General features: G+C 62.0%; 15 protein-coding genes and 1 pseudogene. 7 read left to right on the top strand and 9 right to left on the bottom strand.

Annotated features, from left to right (window positions below; translation table 11 throughout):
* Nucleotides 1-64: 64 nt before the first annotated feature.
* Entirely contained in the window at nt 65-1,165 is a 1,101-nt protein-coding gene (gene gbcB / locus APH42_RS21550; RefSeq protein WP_012270113.1) for a glycine-betaine demethylase subunit GbcB, read from the bottom strand.
* Between the two features lie 295 nt (nt 1,166-1,460).
* On the opposite strand from gbcB, the gene gbcA reads away from it, so the two are divergent.
* Entirely contained in the window at nt 1,461-2,753 is a 1,293-nt protein-coding gene (gene gbcA / locus APH42_RS21555; protein ID WP_060494184.1) for a glycine-betaine demethylase subunit GbcA, read from the top strand.
* Nucleotides 2,754-2,798: 45 nt separating this feature from the next.
* On the opposite strand, the gene APH42_RS30900 is transcribed toward gbcA, so the two are convergent.
* The 7 genes from APH42_RS30900 to APH42_RS21585 form a co-directional block, all read right to left on the bottom strand.
* Nucleotides 2,799-3,635: an RHS repeat-associated core domain-containing protein gene (locus APH42_RS30900; protein ID WP_082421449.1), complete on the bottom strand. Its 837-nt coding sequence runs from the start codon at nt 3,633-3,635 to the stop codon at nt 2,799-2,801.
* 667 nt (nt 3,636-4,302) lie between these two features.
* Nucleotides 4,303-5,073: an electron transfer flavoprotein subunit beta gene (locus APH42_RS21560; RefSeq protein ID WP_012270110.1), complete on the bottom strand. Its 771-nt coding sequence runs from the start codon at nt 5,071-5,073 to the stop codon at nt 4,303-4,305.
* A gap of 10 nt (nt 5,074-5,083) precedes the next feature.
* Entirely contained in the window at nt 5,084-6,316 is a 1,233-nt protein-coding gene (locus APH42_RS21565) for an electron transfer flavoprotein subunit alpha/FixB family protein (RefSeq protein ID WP_060494185.1), read from the bottom strand.
* The gene (dgcB, locus tag APH42_RS21570; protein WP_012270108.1) at nt 6,316-8,268 is read right to left on the bottom strand and encodes a dimethylglycine demethylation protein DgcB; all 1,953 of its coding nucleotides are present in this window, start codon (nt 8,266-8,268) and stop codon (nt 6,316-6,318) included. Before dgcB ends, APH42_RS21565 begins: the two co-directional genes overlap by 1 nt.
* Nucleotides 8,269-8,476: 208 nt before the next feature.
* Entirely contained in the window at nt 8,477-10,537 is a 2,061-nt protein-coding gene (gene dgcA, locus APH42_RS21575) for a dimethylglycine demethylation protein DgcA (protein ID WP_012270107.1), read from the bottom strand.
* Between the two features lie 15 nt (nt 10,538-10,552).
* Nucleotides 10,553-11,083: a DUF5943 domain-containing protein gene (locus tag APH42_RS21580; RefSeq protein ID WP_008091518.1), complete on the bottom strand. Its 531-nt coding sequence runs from the start codon at nt 11,081-11,083 to the stop codon at nt 10,553-10,555.
* A 77-nt stretch (nt 11,084-11,160) separates the two neighbouring features.
* Nucleotides 11,161-12,138 carry a dipeptidase gene (locus tag APH42_RS21585; protein ID WP_060494186.1) on the bottom strand — a complete coding sequence of 326 codons (978 nt, stop codon included), beginning with the start codon at nt 12,136-12,138 and terminating at the stop codon, nt 11,161-11,163.
* A 284-nt stretch (nt 12,139-12,422) separates the two neighbouring features.
* Here APH42_RS21585 and APH42_RS21590 point away from each other — a divergent pair, with 284 nt between their 5' ends.
* The gene (locus APH42_RS21590; RefSeq protein ID WP_060494187.1) at nt 12,423-12,824 is read left to right on the top strand and encodes a lysozyme inhibitor LprI family protein; all 402 of its coding nucleotides are present in this window, start codon (nt 12,423-12,425) and stop codon (nt 12,822-12,824) included.
* A gap of 81 nt (nt 12,825-12,905) precedes the next feature.
* Here APH42_RS21590 and APH42_RS21595 read toward each other — a convergent pair whose 3' ends face one another.
* Nucleotides 12,906-13,850 carry a GlxA family transcriptional regulator gene (locus tag APH42_RS21595; protein ID WP_012270105.1) on the bottom strand — a complete coding sequence of 315 codons (945 nt, stop codon included), beginning with the start codon at nt 13,848-13,850 and terminating at the stop codon, nt 12,906-12,908.
* A gap of 146 nt (nt 13,851-13,996) precedes the next feature.
* Between APH42_RS21595 and choX the strand changes: the two genes are divergently transcribed.
* The 5 genes and pseudogenes from choX to APH42_RS30310 form a co-directional block, all read left to right on the top strand.
* Nucleotides 13,997-14,941, top strand: a complete 945-nt coding sequence (gene choX / locus APH42_RS21600; RefSeq protein ID WP_060494188.1) for a choline ABC transporter substrate-binding protein — start codon at nt 13,997-13,999, stop codon at nt 14,939-14,941.
* A gap of 125 nt (nt 14,942-15,066) precedes the next feature.
* Nucleotides 15,067-15,951: a 3-keto-5-aminohexanoate cleavage protein gene (locus tag APH42_RS21605; RefSeq protein ID WP_060494189.1), complete on the top strand. Its 885-nt coding sequence runs from the start codon at nt 15,067-15,069 to the stop codon at nt 15,949-15,951.
* Nucleotides 15,952-15,969: 18 nt separating this feature from the next.
* Complete coding sequence (locus tag APH42_RS21610) at nt 15,970-16,935, top strand: L-carnitine dehydrogenase (protein ID WP_060494190.1); 966 nt, start codon at nt 15,970-15,972, stop codon at nt 16,933-16,935.
* 10 nt (nt 16,936-16,945) lie between these two features.
* A complete protein-coding gene (locus APH42_RS21615; RefSeq protein ID WP_060494191.1) occupies nt 16,946-17,422 on the top strand; it encodes a thioesterase family protein in 477 nt (158 codons plus the stop codon).
* Nucleotides 17,423-17,495: 73 nt separating this feature from the next.
* Nucleotides 17,496-17,772 (top strand): annotated as a pseudogene (locus APH42_RS30310) (hypothetical protein); the annotation flags it as partial.

Raw genomic sequence — 17,772 nt, forward strand, 5'->3', positions numbered from 1 at the left:
GCGATACCTGTAGGAGCGGCCTTGTGTCGCGATGGGCTGCAAAGCAGCCCCCTGCAATCTCGGATCAATAATCGATCCGCACATCCCCTTTCGGCACACTGCAGCACGACAGGATGTAGCCCTCGGCTTCGTCCTCCTCGGTAATGCCGCCGTTGTGCTCCATTTCCACTTCGCCGCCCAGCTTGAGCACCTTGCAAGTGCCGCAAATGCCCATGCCGCAGGCTTTCGGGATCATCAGGCCAACCTTGGCCGCCGCCGCATGCACGGTCTCGCCTGGGGCAATGCGAATGCTCTTCTCGCTGCCGATGAACTCCACCAGGTTAAGGTCGGACACATCCAGCTCCGGCGCTTCGGCTGCCTGCTCGGCATGCTCGACCGCATCGGCCTTGGCCTCGGCCGGCGTGGCACCGAACGATTCCTCGTGGTAGTTCTTCATGTCGAAGCCGACCGCTTCGAGCATGCGCTTTACCGCCGTCATGTAAGGCGTCGGGCCGCAGCAGAACACCACGCGTTCCATGTAGTCCGGTGCAATCAGTTCCATCAGCCGCTGGTTCAGGTAACCGCGATAACCCGCCCATGGCTCGCCCAGGCCGTGCTTCTCGCAAATGATGTGCAGGCTGAAGTTGGGGATGCGCGAGGCCATCTGTTCCAGCTCGCGGTGGTAGATGATGTCCTTGGGGGAGCGGGCGCTGTGCACGAACACCATGTCGACATTGGCGTTGGTGTCGTAGAACCAGCGCGCCATCGACATGACCGGAGTAATGCCCACACCGCCGGACAGGTACAGCGCCTTGCCCGCCGGGAAGTCGATGGCATTGAACAACCCCACCGGGCCATGCACCGGCAGCTCGGCGCCTTCGTGCATGGTGTCGTGCAGGAAGTTGGACACCAGGCCGCCCGGCACACGCTTGACGGTGATCGAGAAGCTGTAGGGCACCGACGGCGAACTGGAAATGGTGTAGGAACGCATCACCGGCTTGCCTTCGATCTCCAGCTCCAGGGTAACGAACTGCCCCGGCTTGAAGAAGAACATGATCGGCTGGTCGGCCATGAAGCAGAAGGTGCGCACGTCCCAGGTCTCCTGGATGACCTTGACGCAGCGCACGATGTGGCGGCCGTTGGCCCAGGTCTGGGTAGTGACCGGATTGAGGAAGGTATCGGACATGTTCATCTCCAGCAGCCGACTATTGGGCTTTTTATGGCTTGGATAATGCGCAAGCTGAGGGCGACGTACATTCCTGCCAGCGACATCGGCGTGCTTATCGCGACCAGCCCCGCGCTACAAGGGCTGGCGCGTCGTAATTCAATTCGGCCATGTCGCCCATGGATACGGTTCGCGGCGCCTTCGGACGCACACTCCACGGCAAAACAACTAGCTGTTTTTCGATAGACAGCCTTGCGGCACCACAACAACGATTAGCCACCTTTTGCCGGCCGCACACGGCCCCGAGGAATACACGATGGACGTCACCGCAACCCTGAGCCTGGGCGATCCACTGGAACCTGCACGCAAGGCCACCGCCGAGATGCTGCAGACCCGCGAGCGCACCTACTCGCTGCCCCAGCCTTTCTACACCGACGAGCGTCTGTTCCAGATCGACATGCAGGAGATCTTCCAGAAAGAATGGCTGATCGCCGGCATGACTTGCGAAATTCCGGCAAAAGGCAACTACATCACGCTGCAGATCGGCAACAACCCGATTCTGGTGGTGCGTGGCGCCGAGGGTAAGGTGCACGCCTTCCATAACGTCTGCCGGCACCGCGGTTCGCGCTTGTGCGTCAGCGACAAAGGCAAAGTGGCCAAGTTGGTCTGCCATTACCACCAGTGGACATATGAACTGGACGGCCGCCTGCTGTTCGCGGGCACCGAGATGGGCGCCGACTTCGACATGAAGCAGTACGGTCTGAAGCCTGTGAACGTGAAGGTCGCTGGTGGCTACATCTTCATCAGCCTGGCGGAAAACCCACCCGCCATCGACGAGTTCCTGGCCACCCTTGAACACTACATGGAACCCTACGACATGGAGAACACCAAGGTGGCGGTGCAAACCACCTTGATGGAAAAAGCCAACTGGAAGCTGGTGCTGGAAAACAACCGCGAGTGCTACCACTGCAGCGGCTCGCACCCGGAGCTGTTGCAAACCCTGCTGGAGTGGGACGACACCAACGACCCGCGCGCCAGCCAGGAATTCAAGGACCACGTGGCCGCCTCCGCCGCCGCCTGGGAAGCCGAAAAGATCCCGTACCTGCACAAGAGCCACGGCCTGCGTAACCGTATCGTACGCATGCCTCTGCTCAAGGGCACCGTGTCGATGACCATGGACGGCAAGCAGGCCTGCCAGAAGCTGATGGGCCGCATCAAGAACCCGGACCTGGGGTCGATGCGTATCCTGCACCTGCCGCACTCCTGGAACCACTGCATGGGCGACCACATGATCGTGTTCACCGTGTGGCCGATCAGTGCCCAGGAGACCATGGTCACCACCAAGTGGCTGGTGCACAAGGACGCCGTGGAAGGTGTGGACTACGACCCTGAGCGCATGCGCAAGGTGTGGGACGCCACCAACGACCAGGACCGCCGCCTGGCCGAAGAGAACCAGCGCGGGATCAACTCCACGGCTTACCAGCCAGGGCCGTACTCGAAAACCTACGAGTTTGGCGTGGTGAACTTCATCGACTGGTACAGCGGGCGGATGCTGAACAACCTGGGGGCGGAGCCGGCGGCGTATCTGAAGGAAGTAACCGCGCAGTAAAAGAGCACATCGTACAGAGGAAGGGCTGCCACGCAGCCCTTTCGCTCAAGCTGACGGATGCCTTTTCCTGAGCCCCATCGTCTGCCTTTGGAAGGCCCAAGCATCCTCTCCGTTAGCAAGCCTAGTCTCTCCAGCCAAAGCAGCTCGGCCAGCGAAAGAACGCTCGGCTACTGTAGTTCTCACCGCCAATCCCTCGCGAGTAGGCGTGCTTATACTTTCTAACGGTATGTTTGGTTGGGTGTCAGTTGGCAGTCCTCCCGTCATCAGGCCGTAATTTGTCCTTATCTGCTCCAAAGGCTTGGCTTGAGGTCCAACTGCAGCGTTGATGGCTCGAGCAGATACAGCAGTCAAACTGACCCCAAGTCCGACATTCGCTCCAAAAATGGCACTCTCGACGCCGGCGAACTGGGCACCTGAACTCGCAAGGCTCAATACAGATCCGAAAGTACTGATTCGTGAAGCATTGAGCCCCACGCGATTGGTTGGCGTCGGCCCCAAAAAATTATAGGTCAACGTTACTGTGTTCGACGCCATGCTCAAGCCTCGCAAGGATAGCGTGGCCCACTCGGACACCTTACCCGTCGGATCGTGGCGGTTGACTGGATCACCACCGCAATATGCATAGGCATTCAGTCCACCCTTACCGAAAGGGCTGTGGGAGTCTTGGGCGTGAAAACGCATCAAAACAGGATTGTAAGCCCGGTAGCCATTGCCAAGGTGATAACAGCCGGTCAGCAGATCCAGCGGTTGAGCGGCAAAACACAAAAGCGCCCCTTCGCGATCTCGTAGGAAGCCATACGGTAGGTAAACTCTGACAGCGCATCCTGGCCCGCCCAGGTTCGATGCTTGCTTGTCGAGCGCCAGCAAGTACCTGCAATTCATGCGAGAACCTCATTTATGATGACGACTCACAGTAGCACTGTGTATGGCTGTTTCTAACTGGTAGAAATGACAGTTCGGTGGGCTTTATCCACAGCTCCAGAAGGTATCAGCAAATGCTGAGTCAACCTGTGCCCAACCCAATTGATCCCCAGGTGTAGTTCAATATTTGATCAAAACCCTACAAGCCACGATTCAAGCGGCGTCTAGCGTCTTCCATACACCTTGTCCACAGCTCAGCCAACAGACTTTGTTGGTAACTGCATACTCTCACTGAGGGGGCTGTGGATAACTTATCCAGACGTTATAATTTTCAACAATTCAAAGACTTTATCGTCTGAATGATCGTTTTTTGATCAACGCCATGAAACCCAGTATTTATGGGGCTTTTAGCCGCTATCGAACAGATTATCCACAGACCGACTAACAGCGACTGTGGGCAAGAACCATGAGAATTCTGAAAAGCACCCATGCAAAGACTGGGTGAAGCTTGATCGTTTTTCGATCAACTACTTGAAGGCATCGCCATACAAGGGCTGCAGCCATGCGCCAACACTTTATCCACAACTTGGCAAACAGATTTGGTGGGCAAAAGCATTCGATCGATACTGTGAATGGGATGTGGGAGCGGCCTTGTGCGCTCCCACAAAAGACCTCCAAGCCTCTGGCTTCAGCGCAGCACGCCCTCTTCCACCAGCAACTTGAGGATGGCCTCGGCGCCTTCCTGTGGCGAAACATCCTTCAGCACCTTGCCGCCGCCACCACTGGCCTTGGCAGTTGCCGCCTTCATCCGGTCCGCACCGCTCTTGGCCTTGATCACCTTCAGCCGCTTTGGCCGCGGGCGCGCCGGTTGCAGCTCGGCCTCAGCCAGCAGTTCATCGTCAACGATGGCCACATTGCGCGCCGCCAGTACACCCCGACGCGCCGGCCCGAAGGCACTCTGGCGCGGCTTGGGCGCCGCGTTATCCACAGTCGCCAGCAACGGCAGGCGCACTTTCAGCCGGCGCCGCTGGCCACGCGGCAGCGCCTGCAATACCTGGGCGGTGCCATTGTCGATCGACTCCACCTCGGCCAGCCCCACGATCAACGGCCAGCCGAGCTTTTCGGCCAGCAGAAACGGCAACATGCCCGATCCTTCACCCGTTTCGGCTTGGCTACCTGTCAGCACCAGCTGTGCCCCGGCATCGCGCAGGTAATCCCCCAGCACACCCAGCACATCGGCACCAGCCGGCTGCTCCAGCACATCCAGATGGTCCAGGCCCATGCCCAGGTAGGCGCGCAGCGCCTCTTCCTGTGGGTCGCCGGCATGCACCACCTGCAAGTTATCCCCAGCCAGTTGCAAACCCAGTTCCACGGCGCGGGCATCCTGCTCGGCGCGGCGGGCGCGGCCAGAGCTTGGGTGGGCACCGATGGAAACCAGGCTGATCACTTTCGTACTCATGCTCGTGCCCTTATGCCGCGTCGCGCTGGCCGCCGCTGCGGAAGTTGTCCACAGCCTCGATCAGCGCCTTGAGAATCGCCGAACTGTCGCCAGTTACCGACAGGTCGGCCCGTTTGATCATGTCGCAGCCCGGGTCCATGTTGATCGCCACCACCTTGTCGCAGGCACCGATACCCTGCAGGTGCTGGATCGCGCCCGAGATACCCACAGCCACGTACACGCGCGCGGTGACCCAGGTACCGGTGGCACCCACCTGGCGGTTGCGCGGCATGAACCCGTCGTCCACCGCCACCCGCGAAGCGCCTTCGGTAGCCCCGAGGGCAGCGGTGGCCTGGTGGTACAGGTCCCAGTCCTTGACCCCGTTACCACCCGAGACGATGAACTCGGCCTCGGCCATGGCAATGGTGGCCGGGTCCACGGCCACCGAGCCGAGGTCTTCGATACGCGACAGGCTGCGCGCCACGCTTGTGGACAACTCCACCGGCAAGGCTTCGTGGCGGGTTTCGCTGACGGGCTCGGCGCACTCGGCCGACGCCAGGATCAGGCGCGGCACAGCGCGTTGCAGGTCTTGCTGGCCGGCACCGGCGCGGCCAATGCATTGACCATCCTTGACCTGCCACACCCGCGTCGCCGGGCGCTCACCCAGCGCGGCGCCCAGGCGCCGACCTAGTTCGCCGCCACCGGTGCGGCTGTCGGGCAACAGCCAGTGGCGCGGGGTGAACTGGTTATCCACAGCCCGCAGGCCTTGTACCAGTTGCTCTGGTGCATAACCTTCGAAAGCCTCGCCCTCGATGACCAGCAGGCGGTCGACCCCGGCTGTGGAAAAGTTGCTTTCCTTGTGCTCGTTGAAAACCACCGCCAGCACCGCACCGTCGCTGCCGGCCAGGCTGTGGGCCAGGCCAAGCAGGTCGCGGTCGTGGCTGCTCAGGCGGCCACCGACCATGTCCGGTACCACGGCGATGTAGAACGCCGGTGCCGGTACCTGATGCAGTGGCAGCGTGACCTCGGCGGCCGCCGTGCGACGCCCGCCCACACCGGTGCCCTGCTGGGCGCCGCTGCGGTCGATACGCTTGATGCCGGCAGGGCCAATGAAGCCTGCGGCGATCGCATGGGGGTTCTTGCGGAGGATGCCGTTGGGCCCCATCCAGCGAGTTTGCTGTGTCTGCATTGCCGCATGCAGCGGGTGCAGGCGGTTACGGGCGATCCACTCGGCGCGTGGGTCGCGGCGGATAATGTCGCTCATCAGTGCACCTCCGCTGGTTCACGTTTAGCCGTTTGCGGCTTTGGGCCAGTGGGCGCGTCCTCTTCGATCAGCACGTCGGCCACCAGCTCGGCCAGGTCCTTGATCTGCGGGCGCGGCTCGACCACACCTTCGAGCATGGCGGTGCACTGCGGGCAACCCACGGCCACCAACTCGGCCTCGGTCTCGCGGATGTCGTCCATGCGCATGTCCGGGATACGCTGCTTGCCAGGGATGTCGGTGATCGGCGCACCGCCACCACCACCGCAGCAACGGGAGCGGAAGCCCGAGCGCTGCATCTCGCGCACTTCGATACCCAACGCCTTGAGCACTTCGCGCGGGGCTTCGTACTCGCCGTTGTAGCGGCCCAGGTAGCACGGGTCGTGGTAGGTGACGCTGCCGCCCTTGTGCTGGCCGAGGTTGAGCTTCTTGGCCGCGATCAGTTCGGCGATGTAGGTGCTGTGGTGCTGCACCTGGTAGTCGCCGCCCAGGGCGCCGTATTCGTTCTTCAGCACATGGAAACTGTGTGGGTCGCAGGTGACGATGCGCTGGAACTTGTACTTGCCCAGGGTCTGGATGTTGCGCTTGGCCAGTTGCTGGAAGGTCGCTTCGTCGCCCAGGCGGCGCGCCACGTCACCGCTGTCGCGCTCTTCCAGGCCAAGCACGGCGAAGTCCACGCCCGAAGCCTTGAGCACTTTGACGAACGAGCGCAGGGTGCGCTGGTTGCGCATGTCGAAGGCACCATCGCCCACCCAGAACAGGACTTCGGTGGATTGCACCTCCGACAGCAGTTGCAGGTTCAGGTCAGCGGCCCAGTTCATGCGCCCGCCAGGGGCGAAGCCGCCAGGGTTGTCGGTGGCGATCAGGTTGTCCAGCACCTCGGCACCCTTGTTCGGGGTGGCGCCCTTTTCCAGGGTGAGGTGGCGGCGCATGTCGACGATGGCATCGACGTGCTCGATCATCATCGGGCATTCCTCGACGCAGGCACGGCAGGTGGTGCACGACCACAGCGTTTCGGCGTCGACCAGGCCATTGACGATCGGCTGGTGCGGATTGCCGCCGTGTTCACCAATCGGCTTGCCAGGGTACGGGCTGCCGGCGAACTGGGCGTCAGTACCCCCGGCCAGGCCGATGACCATGTCCTGGATGAGTTTTTTCGGGTTCAGCGGCTGGCCAGCGGCAAAGGCCGGGCACATGGCCTCACATTTACCGCACTGCACGCAGGCATCGAAGCCCAGCAGCTGGTTCCAGGTGAAGTCCACCGGCTTTTCAACGCCCAGCGGAGCATTCGGGTCTTCCAGGTCCAGTGGCTTGAGGCCGGTAGAACGTCCGCCGCCAAAACGCTCGGCACGGCGGTGCCAGGCCAGGTGCAGGGCACCGGCGAAGGCGTGCTTCATCGGGCCGCCCCAGGTCATGCCGAAGAACAGCTCCGACACGCCCCACAGTACGCCCAGGCCAAGCACGACGACCATCACCCAGCCGCCGGTATTGGCCGGCAGGATGCCAGCGACCGGCAGTGTGGCGATGAAGAAGCTCGCGGCAAACGCCAGCAGGCTTTTCGGCAGGCGCATCCACGGGCCCTTGGACAGGCGCGAAGGCGGGTTGAGGCGGCGTTTGAAGACAAAGATGGCACCGCTGAACATGATTACCGTGGCCACCAGCAATGCGTAGCCGAGGATTTTGCTCTGCAGGCCGAAGCCGTGCACCAGGATCGCCAAGGCCGCCGACAGCACGAAGCCGCCCGCCGTGGCCACGTGGGTCTTGGACATGTACTTGTCGCGCTCGACCACGTGGTGCAGGTCCACCAGGTAACGGCGCGGCATGGCCAGCAGGCCACCTATCAGGTCGACCTTGGCGGCTCGGCCACGCCGCCACATGCGCACCCGGCGCAGGGCGCCGAGCACTGCCAGGCCAAGGGCAGCGAACAGCAGGATGGGTAGAAGGGTGTTCAACATGGGAGGCTCCCACAACAGCTAGATTCTTGCGCCACCCCGAAGGCCAGCGCGGACCCCATGTAGGAGCGGCCTTGTGTCGCGAAAGGGCTGCGTAGCGGCCCCAAAATCTATGCTGCTATGGCGATCTTGGGGCCGCTACGCGACCCTTTCGCAACACAAGGCCGCTCCTACACAGGGGGCCAGTCCCGCCTCTAGAAAGGCGGTGCGATCAGAAGTCCTTGCACAGGCGCAAGGCGTCGTAGATCGCTGCATGCACGTTGCGCTGGGCCACGCAGTCGCCAATGCGATACAGCAGGTAACCTTCGCCCGGCTGGCTGAGGATCGGCTGTGGCTTGATGGCAAACAGCGCCTCCACATCGATCTGGCCCTTGTTGCGTGAGCCATCCTTCAGCGCGTAGTACAGCTCCTCATCAGGCCGCACGCCGTTCTCCACCACCACCTGATCGACCACGCGTTCTTCCTTGGCGCCGGTGTATTCGTTCTCCAGCACCGCCACCAGCTTGTCGCCTTCGCGGTAGACCTTTTCCAGCATCATGTCGCCGGTCATGATCACTTCTTTGGGGTACATGCTGCGGTAGTAGGTCGGGAAAGTGGTGCCGCCCATGGCCACGCCCGGCTTGATGTCGTCGGTGACGATCTCGACCTGGCTGCCCTTGTCGGCGATGAAATCGGCCACCGACATGCCGGTGAACTCGCAGATGGTGTCGTACACCAGCACGTTCTTGCCCGGTGCAACCTTGCCGTCGAGCACATCCCAGCTGCTGACCACCAAGCCTTCGGCAGCGCCCCAGTGCTCGTTCTGCTCCAGGAACGAATGCCCGCCTACCGCCAGTACGATGACGTCCGGGCGCAGGTCCTGGATGGTGGCCACATCAGCGGCGGTACCCAGGCGCAGGTCCACTTTCAGGCGCGCCAGCTCCAGCTGGTACCAGCGGGTGATACCGGCAATCTGGTCACGCTGCGGGGCCTTGGCGGCGATGGTGATCTGCCCGCCAATCTGGTCTTTTTTCTCGAACAGGGTCACGTCGTGGCCGCGCTCGGCAGCCACCCGGGCCGCTTCCATGCCGGCAGGGCCGGCGCCAACCACCACCACCTTGCGTTTGACGCCGGTGGTTTTCTCGATGATGTGCGGCACGCCCATGTATTCACGGGAGGTCGCGGCGTTCTGGATGCACAGCACATCTAGGCCCTGGTACTGGCGGTCGATGCAGTAGTTGGCACCGACGCACTGTTTGATCTGGTCGATCTGGCCCATCTTGATCTTGGCGATCAGGTGCGGGTCGGCCATGTGCGCACGGGTCATGCCGACCATGTCCACATAGCCGCCTTCGAGGATGCGCGTGGCCTGGTTCGGGTCCTTGATGTTCTGCGCATGCAGCACCGGGACCTTGACCACTTCCTTGATACCGGCCGCCAGGTGCAGGAACGGCTCCGGCGGGTAGCTCATGTTGGGGATGACGTTGGCCAGGGTGTTGTGGGTGTCGCAACCCGAGCCAACCACACCGATGAAGTCGAGCATGCCGGTGCTGTCGTAGTACGCGGCGATCTGCTTCATGTCCTCGTGGCTGAGGCCGTCAGGGTGGAACTCGTCGCCACAAATACGCATGCCCACGCAGAAGTCGTCACCGACCTCGGCGCGCACGGCTTTCAGGACTTCCAGGCCGAACTTCATGCGGCCTTCGAAGGTGCCGCCCCATTCGTCGGTACGTTTGTTGACCCGCGGGCTCCAGAACTGGTCGATCATGTGCTGGTGCACCGCCGACAGTTCCACACCGTCCAGGCCGCCCTCTTTGGCACGACGCGCAGCCTGCGCGTAGTTGCCGATCACCCGCCAGATCTCTTCCACTTCGATGGTTTTGCAGGTGGCGCGGTGCACGGGTTCACGGATACCCGACGGCGACATCAGGGTCGGCCAGTTGAAGCCGTCCCAGCGCGAGCGACGGCCCATGTGGGTAATCTGGATCATGATCTTGGCGCCATGCTTGTGCATGGCGTCGGCCAGGTTCTGGAAGTGCGGGATGATGCGGTCGGTCGACAGGTTGACCGACGCCCACCATTCCTGCGGGCTGTCGATGGCGACGACGGACGAACCGCCGCAGATCGCCAGGCCGATGCCGCCCTTGGCCTTTTCTTCGTAGTACTTCACGTAGCGGTCGGTCGTCATGCCGCCGTCAGTGGCGTAGACCTCGGCGTGCGCGGTGCTGAGCACACGGTTGCGGATGGTCAGCTTGCCGATCTGAATCGGCTGGAACATTGCTTCGAATGCCATGACGCTATCTCCGGCTTACAACGGCTTTGTTACGAACAGGCCATCTTCGTGGCCTTCTTCCGACCCGCCGTAGACCTGTTCGGCCACGGTGCGGATCTTGCTGCCGCGGGCAGCGAGAATCTGGTCCATCGCGCCGGCGAACCAGCCGGTGAACATGTAGTCGACCTTGCGGCCACACTTGCCATACACGTACACGAACGCCGAATGCTTGAGCTTGACGCTGCAGGTGCCTTTATCCAGGTCGATGTCCTGGATTTCGAACAGGCCCCAGCCACGCTGGCTCAAGCGCTTCATGTAGTGCTCGAACACCGCTACGCCTTCCAGGCCATGGCATTCGGCCTCTTTTTCGCACCAGTGCCAGGCGGACTTGTAGCCAGCCTTGTAGAGGATCTCGGCGTAGGCGTCAGCGCCCAGCACTTCCTCGATGCCGATGTGGTTGTTGACGAAGAAATGGCGCGGCACATACAGCATCGGCAAGGCGTCGCTGGTCCAGACACCGGTTTCGCTGTCGACTTCGATTGGCAATTGCGGGGCGATCTTGGCCATGGAAACTCAACTCCATAAAAATTTTTATTTGGGTGCCCCGGCGTTGCTGGCAGGGGCTATCAGGCTTGGAGAGCGGCTTACTCGCCCCAGACGTCCTTGAGGACGTTGACCCAGTTCTCGCCCATGATCTTGCGCACCACGCGCTCGGAGTGGCCGCGCTTGAGCAAGGTTTCGGTGAGGTTGGGGAATTCGCCCACGGTACGGATGCCCAGCGGGTTGATGATCTTGCCGAAGTTGGTCAGGCGTCGGGCGTAGCCCTTGTCGTGGGTCAGGTACTCGAAGAAGTCCTGGCCGTGGCCCTGGGTGAAGTCGGTACCGATACCGATGGCGTCTTCACCGACGATGTTCATGGTGTACTCGATGGCTTCGGCGTAGTCGTCGATGGTCGAATCGATGCCTTTGGCCAGGAACGGCGCGAACATGGTCACGCCAACGAAGCCACCGTGGTCGGCAATGAACTTCAGCTCTTCGTCCGACTTGTTGCGCGGATGTTCTTTCAGGCCCGAGGGCAGGCAGTGCGAGTAGCACACCGGCTTTTTCGATTCGAGGATGACTTCTTCGGACGTCTTGGAGCCGACGTGGGACAGGTCGCACATGATGCCTACGCGGTTCATTTCCGCGACGATCTCACGACCGAAGCCCGACAGGCCGCCGTCACGCTCGTAGCACCCAGTGCCTACCAGGTTCTGGGTGTTGTAGCACATCTGCACGATGCCCACGCCCAGTTGCTTGAACACGTCCACATAGGCGATCTGGTCTTCGAACGCGTGGGCGTTCTGGAAGCCGAAGAGGATGCCGGTCTTGCCCAGTTCCTTGGCCTTGCGGATGTCGGCGGTGGTGCGCACCGGCATGACCAGGTCACTGTTGTCGCGGATCAGCTTCTGGCTGGCGGCGATGGTGTCGACGGTAGCCTTGAAGCCTTCCCAGACCGACACCGTGCAGTTGGCCGCGGTCAGCCCGCCTTTGCGCATGTCCTCGAACAGCTCGCGGTTCCATTTGGCAATGATCAGGCCGTCGATGACGATGCTGTCGGCATGAAGTTCGGCTGGGCTCATCAGGCTGTCCCCTTTTATTGAATGGTTGGCGCCAAACCTTGTGCCGGCGCTTTGGGGCCAGCATATGCCTGTGCCCAAAGGCGCCCCGATGCAAAAACGACAGGGGGTTTGCCGAAAGCGTCAACGCGCGACAACACGCCCTCTGGCGCGGCGCCTGGCGATGAGAGACAGTCTCGATAACGACCTTTCTGGCTGCTTTATGAACATTTCGTCAGAGAGCTACCGCCTTGCCCTCGGCTGAGCGAGAATCCCTGCGATTCGTCAGCCTGTTGAGGAGAAAACGGATGAAATCATTGGCATGGCTGGTACTGCTGGCTGTCGTATCGGGCGCCCAGGCCGGCGAGGAAGAAAGCACCCCGTGCGACAACGTCGAAACCGACCAGCAGACCTACGCGTGCGCGGCGTTCAACAAGCAGACTGCCGAGCGCGAACTGAAAGCGGCGTATGACGACCTGATCCAGCGCATCCGCGATCAATATGCCGAAGAAGGCGACCAGGCCACCGCGCTGATCGGGCGCATGGACGCGGCCGAAAAACTGTGGACACAGTTGCGCGATGCGGATTGCAAGGTCGAGACCTATGCCGAAAAGCCAGGGAGCAAGGCGTTCCAGGCGGCTTGGGATACCTGCGTGGCGCAGCGCAGTGATGACCGGTCGGAATACCTGCAGAGCATTGGTCAGCAATAGGGGCTGCCGATGACGTGGGAGCGGCCCTGGGTCGCGAAAGGGCCGCAAAGCGGCCCCAGGTTTTGGGGCTGCCCAAGACCCTCATAGCGCCCGAGCCAAGCGATCCTCCCGCGGGCAACGCTGATACCGCGCCCGGTAGCAGCGGGTAAAGTACGAAGCGGACTCGAACCCGCAGGCTACCCCCACCTCCAGCACGCTCATGTCGGTCTGGCGCAACAGCTGCCGCGCCTTGTCCAACCGCAGGCGCAAATAAAACCCACTGGGTGTGTCGTCCAGGTGCACACGAAACAGCCGCTCCAGCTGGCGCCGGGTCACCTGCACCGCTTCAGCCAGCACCTGGGTATTGAGCGGCTGCTCGGTGTTGCGCTCCATTTCGCCAATCACCTTCACCAGTTTCTTGTTGCTGATGCCATAGCGGCTGGCAATCTGCATGCGCTGATGGTCCTGTCGCTGGCGGATACGCCCGAGCACGAACTGCTCCGACACCTGCACCGCCAGCTCGCTGCCATGGGCCTGTGCAATCAGGTCGAGCATCAGGTCGATCGATGCCGTGCCGCCAGCACAGGTGATGCGCCGTCGGTCGATCTCGAACAGCTCTTGGGTTGCCTGCAGGCTCGGGTAGTTTTCCTTGAACGCCTCCAGCGCCTCCCAATGCACGGTAGCCCGGTGGCCATCGAGCAAGCCAGCTTCCGCCAGCACCACAGCGCCGGTATCGATGCCGCCCAGAATCACCCCGTCATGGTCCAGGCGGCGCAGCGCCTGCTGCAGTGGCGGCCCATAGCAGGCTAACGGGTCGAAGCCAGCCACGATCAGCAAGATGCCGCCCGGCTCGCCGGCCGCCAACGCCGCATCGGCGTTCACCGACATGCCATTGCTGGCCTGCACAGCGCCACCGTCCAGGCTCAGCACCTGCCAGCGATAGGACGGGCCTTTGAAGCGGTTGGCCACCCGTAGTGGCTCAAGGGCACTGATGAAGCCCATTGCCGAGAAGCCTGGCAACAACAGGAAATGAATGATTTGCGGCATTGCATGCTCCACGGCAAAGGTGGTCGCCTCCGTGCAACTGTTGGTCGCCAGGGTGCGATTTTTCACCCTGCCAGCAGCGTAGCGTGTTCACACGGCCCAGAGAGGTCGGAACCCATAACAATATGCACTGCCGATGGAGAGCCACCATGCACAGCTTGATCCGCCGCAGCCTGTTGACCCTTGCCCTGAGCAGCATCGCCACTTCCCCGCTTTTCGCCGCAGAGCCTGCGGCCTGCAAAAACGTCCGCTTGGGCGTGGTCAACTGGACCGACGTCATCGCCACCAGCGCCATGGCCCAGGTGCTGCTCGATGGCCTGGGCTACCAGACCAAACAGACCAGCGCCTCGCAGCAGATCATCTTCGCCGGCATACGCGACAAACGCCTGGACATGTTCCTGGGTTACTGGAACCCGATCATGACCCAAACCATTACCCCGTTCGTCGATGCTAACCAGGTCAAAGTACTGGACAAGCCAAGCCTGGAGGACGCCCGCGCCACCCTGGCCGTACCGAAATACCTCTACGACAAGGGTTTGAAGACCTTCGCCGACATCCACAAGTTCGAGAAAGAGCTGGGTGGCAAGATCTATGGCATCGAACCCGGCTCCGGTGCCAACACCCAGATCAAGGCGATGATCACCAAGAACCAGTTCGACCTGGGCAAGTTCCAGCTGGTCGAGTCCAGCGAGGCCGGCATGCTGGCCGCCGTCGATCGCGCCGTGCGGCGCAAGGAAGCCGTGGTGTTCTTCGGTTGGGCGCCGCACCCGATGAACGTGAACATCGACATGGCCTACCTGGGTGACAGCCAGGATGCGCTCGGCCCTGACGAAGGCCGCGCGACGGTGTGGACGGTGACTGCGCCGGATTACGCCGAACGCTGCCCCAATGCCCACCGCCTGCTGGCCAACCTGAACTTCAGCGCCGAGGACGAGAGCCGCATGATGCAGCCGCTGCTCGACCACAAGGATGCGCTGGAATCGGCCCGCCAATGGCTCAAGGACCACCCCGACGACAAGGCCCGCTGGCTTGAGGGTGTGACCACCTTCGATGGCAAGCCGGCTGCGGACAATCTGAAGCTTACCGCTAACTGATCCGGCGCTTTCGCAGCACAAGGCTGCTCCTACAGGTACAGCGCCAAGTTCAGGGTCACTGCTGACCCTGTGGGAGCGGGCTTGCCCGCGAAAAGGCCAGCACAGACACCACAAGGAACCGCACCATGAACCACGACGTCATCATCACCTGCGCCCTCACTGGCGCTGGCGACACCGCCTCGAAAAGCCACCTGGTCCCGGTCACCCCCAAGCAGATCGCCGAATCCGCCGTCGAAGCCGCCAAAGCCGGTGCCACCGTGGTCCACTGCCACGTCCGCGACCCGCAAACCGGCCGCTTCAGCCGCGACGTGGCGCTGTACCGCGAAGTCATGGAACGCATCCGCGAAGCCGATGTGGACATCATCGTCAACCTCACTGCCGGCATGGGCGGCGACCTGGAAATCGGCCCCGGTGAAACGCCCCTGGAGTTCGGCCCAGGCACCGACCTGATCGGCCCTCTGGAGCGCCTGGCCCACGTCGAGGCGCTGCTGCCGGAAATCTGCACCCTCGACTGCGGCACGCTCAATTTCGGTGACGGCAACTCGATCTACGTTTCAACCCCCGCACAACTGCGCGCCGGGGCCAAGCGCATCACCGAACTGGGGGTGAAGGCCGAGCTGGAAATCTTCGACACCGGCCACCTGTGGTTCGCCAAGCAGATGATGAAGGAAGGCCTGCTCGAAGACCCGCTGTTCCAGCTGTGCCTGGGCATCCCGTGGGGCGCGCCGGCCGACACCACCACCATGAAAACCATGGTCGACAACCTGCCAGCCAACGTCACCTGGGCTGGCTTCGGCATCGGCCGCATGCAAATGCCCATGGCAGCGCAAGCGGTGCTGTTGGGCGGCAACGTGCGGGTCGGCCTGGAAGACAACCTGTACCTGGACCGTGGTGTACTGGCCAGCAACGGCCAACTGGTGGAACGCGCAGCCGAGATCATCACCCGCATGGGTGGCCGTGTACTCAGCCCGGCAGAAGGCCGGGAAAAAATGAACCTCAAGCGCCGCTGATCTTTTCAGGAGACCGATATGCCCTTCATCACCGAGATCAAGACTTTCGCCGCCCTGGGTAGCGGCGTGATCGGCAGCGGCTGGGTCGCCCGCGCCCTCGCCCATGGCCTGGACGTGGTCGCCTGGGACCCGGCCCCCGGCGCCGAACAAGCCCTGCGCAAACGTATCGCCAATGCCTGGCCGGCGCTTGAAAAGCAAGGCCTGGCACCTGGCGCATCACAAGACCGCCTGAGGTTCGTGGCCACCATCGACGAATGCGTGCGCGACGCCGACTTCATCCAGGAAAGCGCACCAGAGCGACTGGACCTCAAGCTCGACCTGCACGCGAAGATAAGCGCGGCGGCCAAGCCTGACGCGATTATCGGCTCAAGCACTTCGGGCCTGTTGCCCAGCGAGTTCTACGAGTCGTCCACTCACCCTGAGCGCTGCGTGGTCGGTCACCCGTTCAACCCAGTCTACTTGCTGCCTCTGGTAGAAATCGTCGGCGGCAACCGCACCTCGCCAGAAGCCATCGAAGCGGCAAAAACCATCTACACCACCCTCGGCATGCGCCCACTGCATGTGCGCAAGGAAGTGCCAGGCTTCATCGCCGACCGCCTGCTCGAAGCGCTGTGGCGCGAGGCGCTGCACCTGGTCAACGACGGTGTGGCGACTACCGGCGAGATCGACGATGCGATCCGCTTTGGCGCCGGCTTGCGCTGGTCGTTCATGGGTACCTTCCTCACCTACACTCTGGCCGGTGGCGATGCCGGCATGCGCCACTTCATGTCGCAGTTCGGCCCAGCGCTGAAACTGCCTTGGACCTACTTGCCAGCACCGGAGCTGACCGACCAGTTGATCGACGATGTGGTAGACGGCACTTCTGAACAACTGGGTGAACGCAGCATCGCCGCACTTGAGCGCTACCGTGATGACACGCTGCTGGCGGTGCTGGAAGCGGTGAAAACCAGCAAGGCCAAACACGGCATGGCTTTCGGCGACTGAGGACCACGCAATGCCTGCACTGATCACTTACCGCACCCCAGTCCAGGAGGACTGGGTCGATTACAACGGGCATCTGCGCGATGCCTTCTACCTGCTGATCTTCAGCTACGCCACCGATGCGCTGATGGAGCGCATCGGCCTGGATGCCGACAGCCGTGGGCAGAGTGGCAATTCGTTGTTCACCCTGGAAGCGCACATCAACTACCTGCATGAAGTAAAGCTAGGCACCGAGGTGTGGGTGCAGACGCAGATCATCGGTTGCGATCGCAAGCGCCTGCATGTCTACCACAGCCTGCACCGGGCCGGGTTCGACCAGGTGCTGGCGGCCAGTGAGCAGATGCTGCTGCATGTGGACCTGGCGGGGCCAAAGGCGGCGCCGTTCAGTGAGCAGAGTGCCGGGTTGCTGCAAGGGTTGCTGGAACAGCAGCAGGATCTGCCGCCGGCCGAGTTCGTGGGCCGGGTGATATCGCTGCCTGCAGCACGGTAAGAAAAAAATAGCCCCGGAAAGCCGTGAGCATCCGGGGCCAAGCGCGAGCAACATCCACTGTGCATGAGTGAGGGTGACCAAACCCTCGGTTGCTGTAGATGGCTTGAGTGTGCGCAGTTCCCGCCAGGTGGATTTAGCCGTAAACGACCTGTTCTTAGCCAAAGCAGCCATGCCGGCATTCTGTTGTTGCGGGCATGTCGTGGTCGTCACAGAATCGGTCGTAAATCACAGCAGCACTCTCTTAGCGATAAAAGGGACAACAGCCATGATGCATGCGGATTTGATTGATCAGGACGACCTGGCAGGCCACCTGCGCGCACGCGGGTTCGAGATACCCGCCGGGGCCAGTG

It is taken from the genome of Pseudomonas sp. NBRC 111140, from assembly GCF_001320885.1.
Lineage (GTDB): Bacteria > Pseudomonadota > Gammaproteobacteria > Pseudomonadales > Pseudomonadaceae > Aquipseudomonas > Aquipseudomonas putida_P.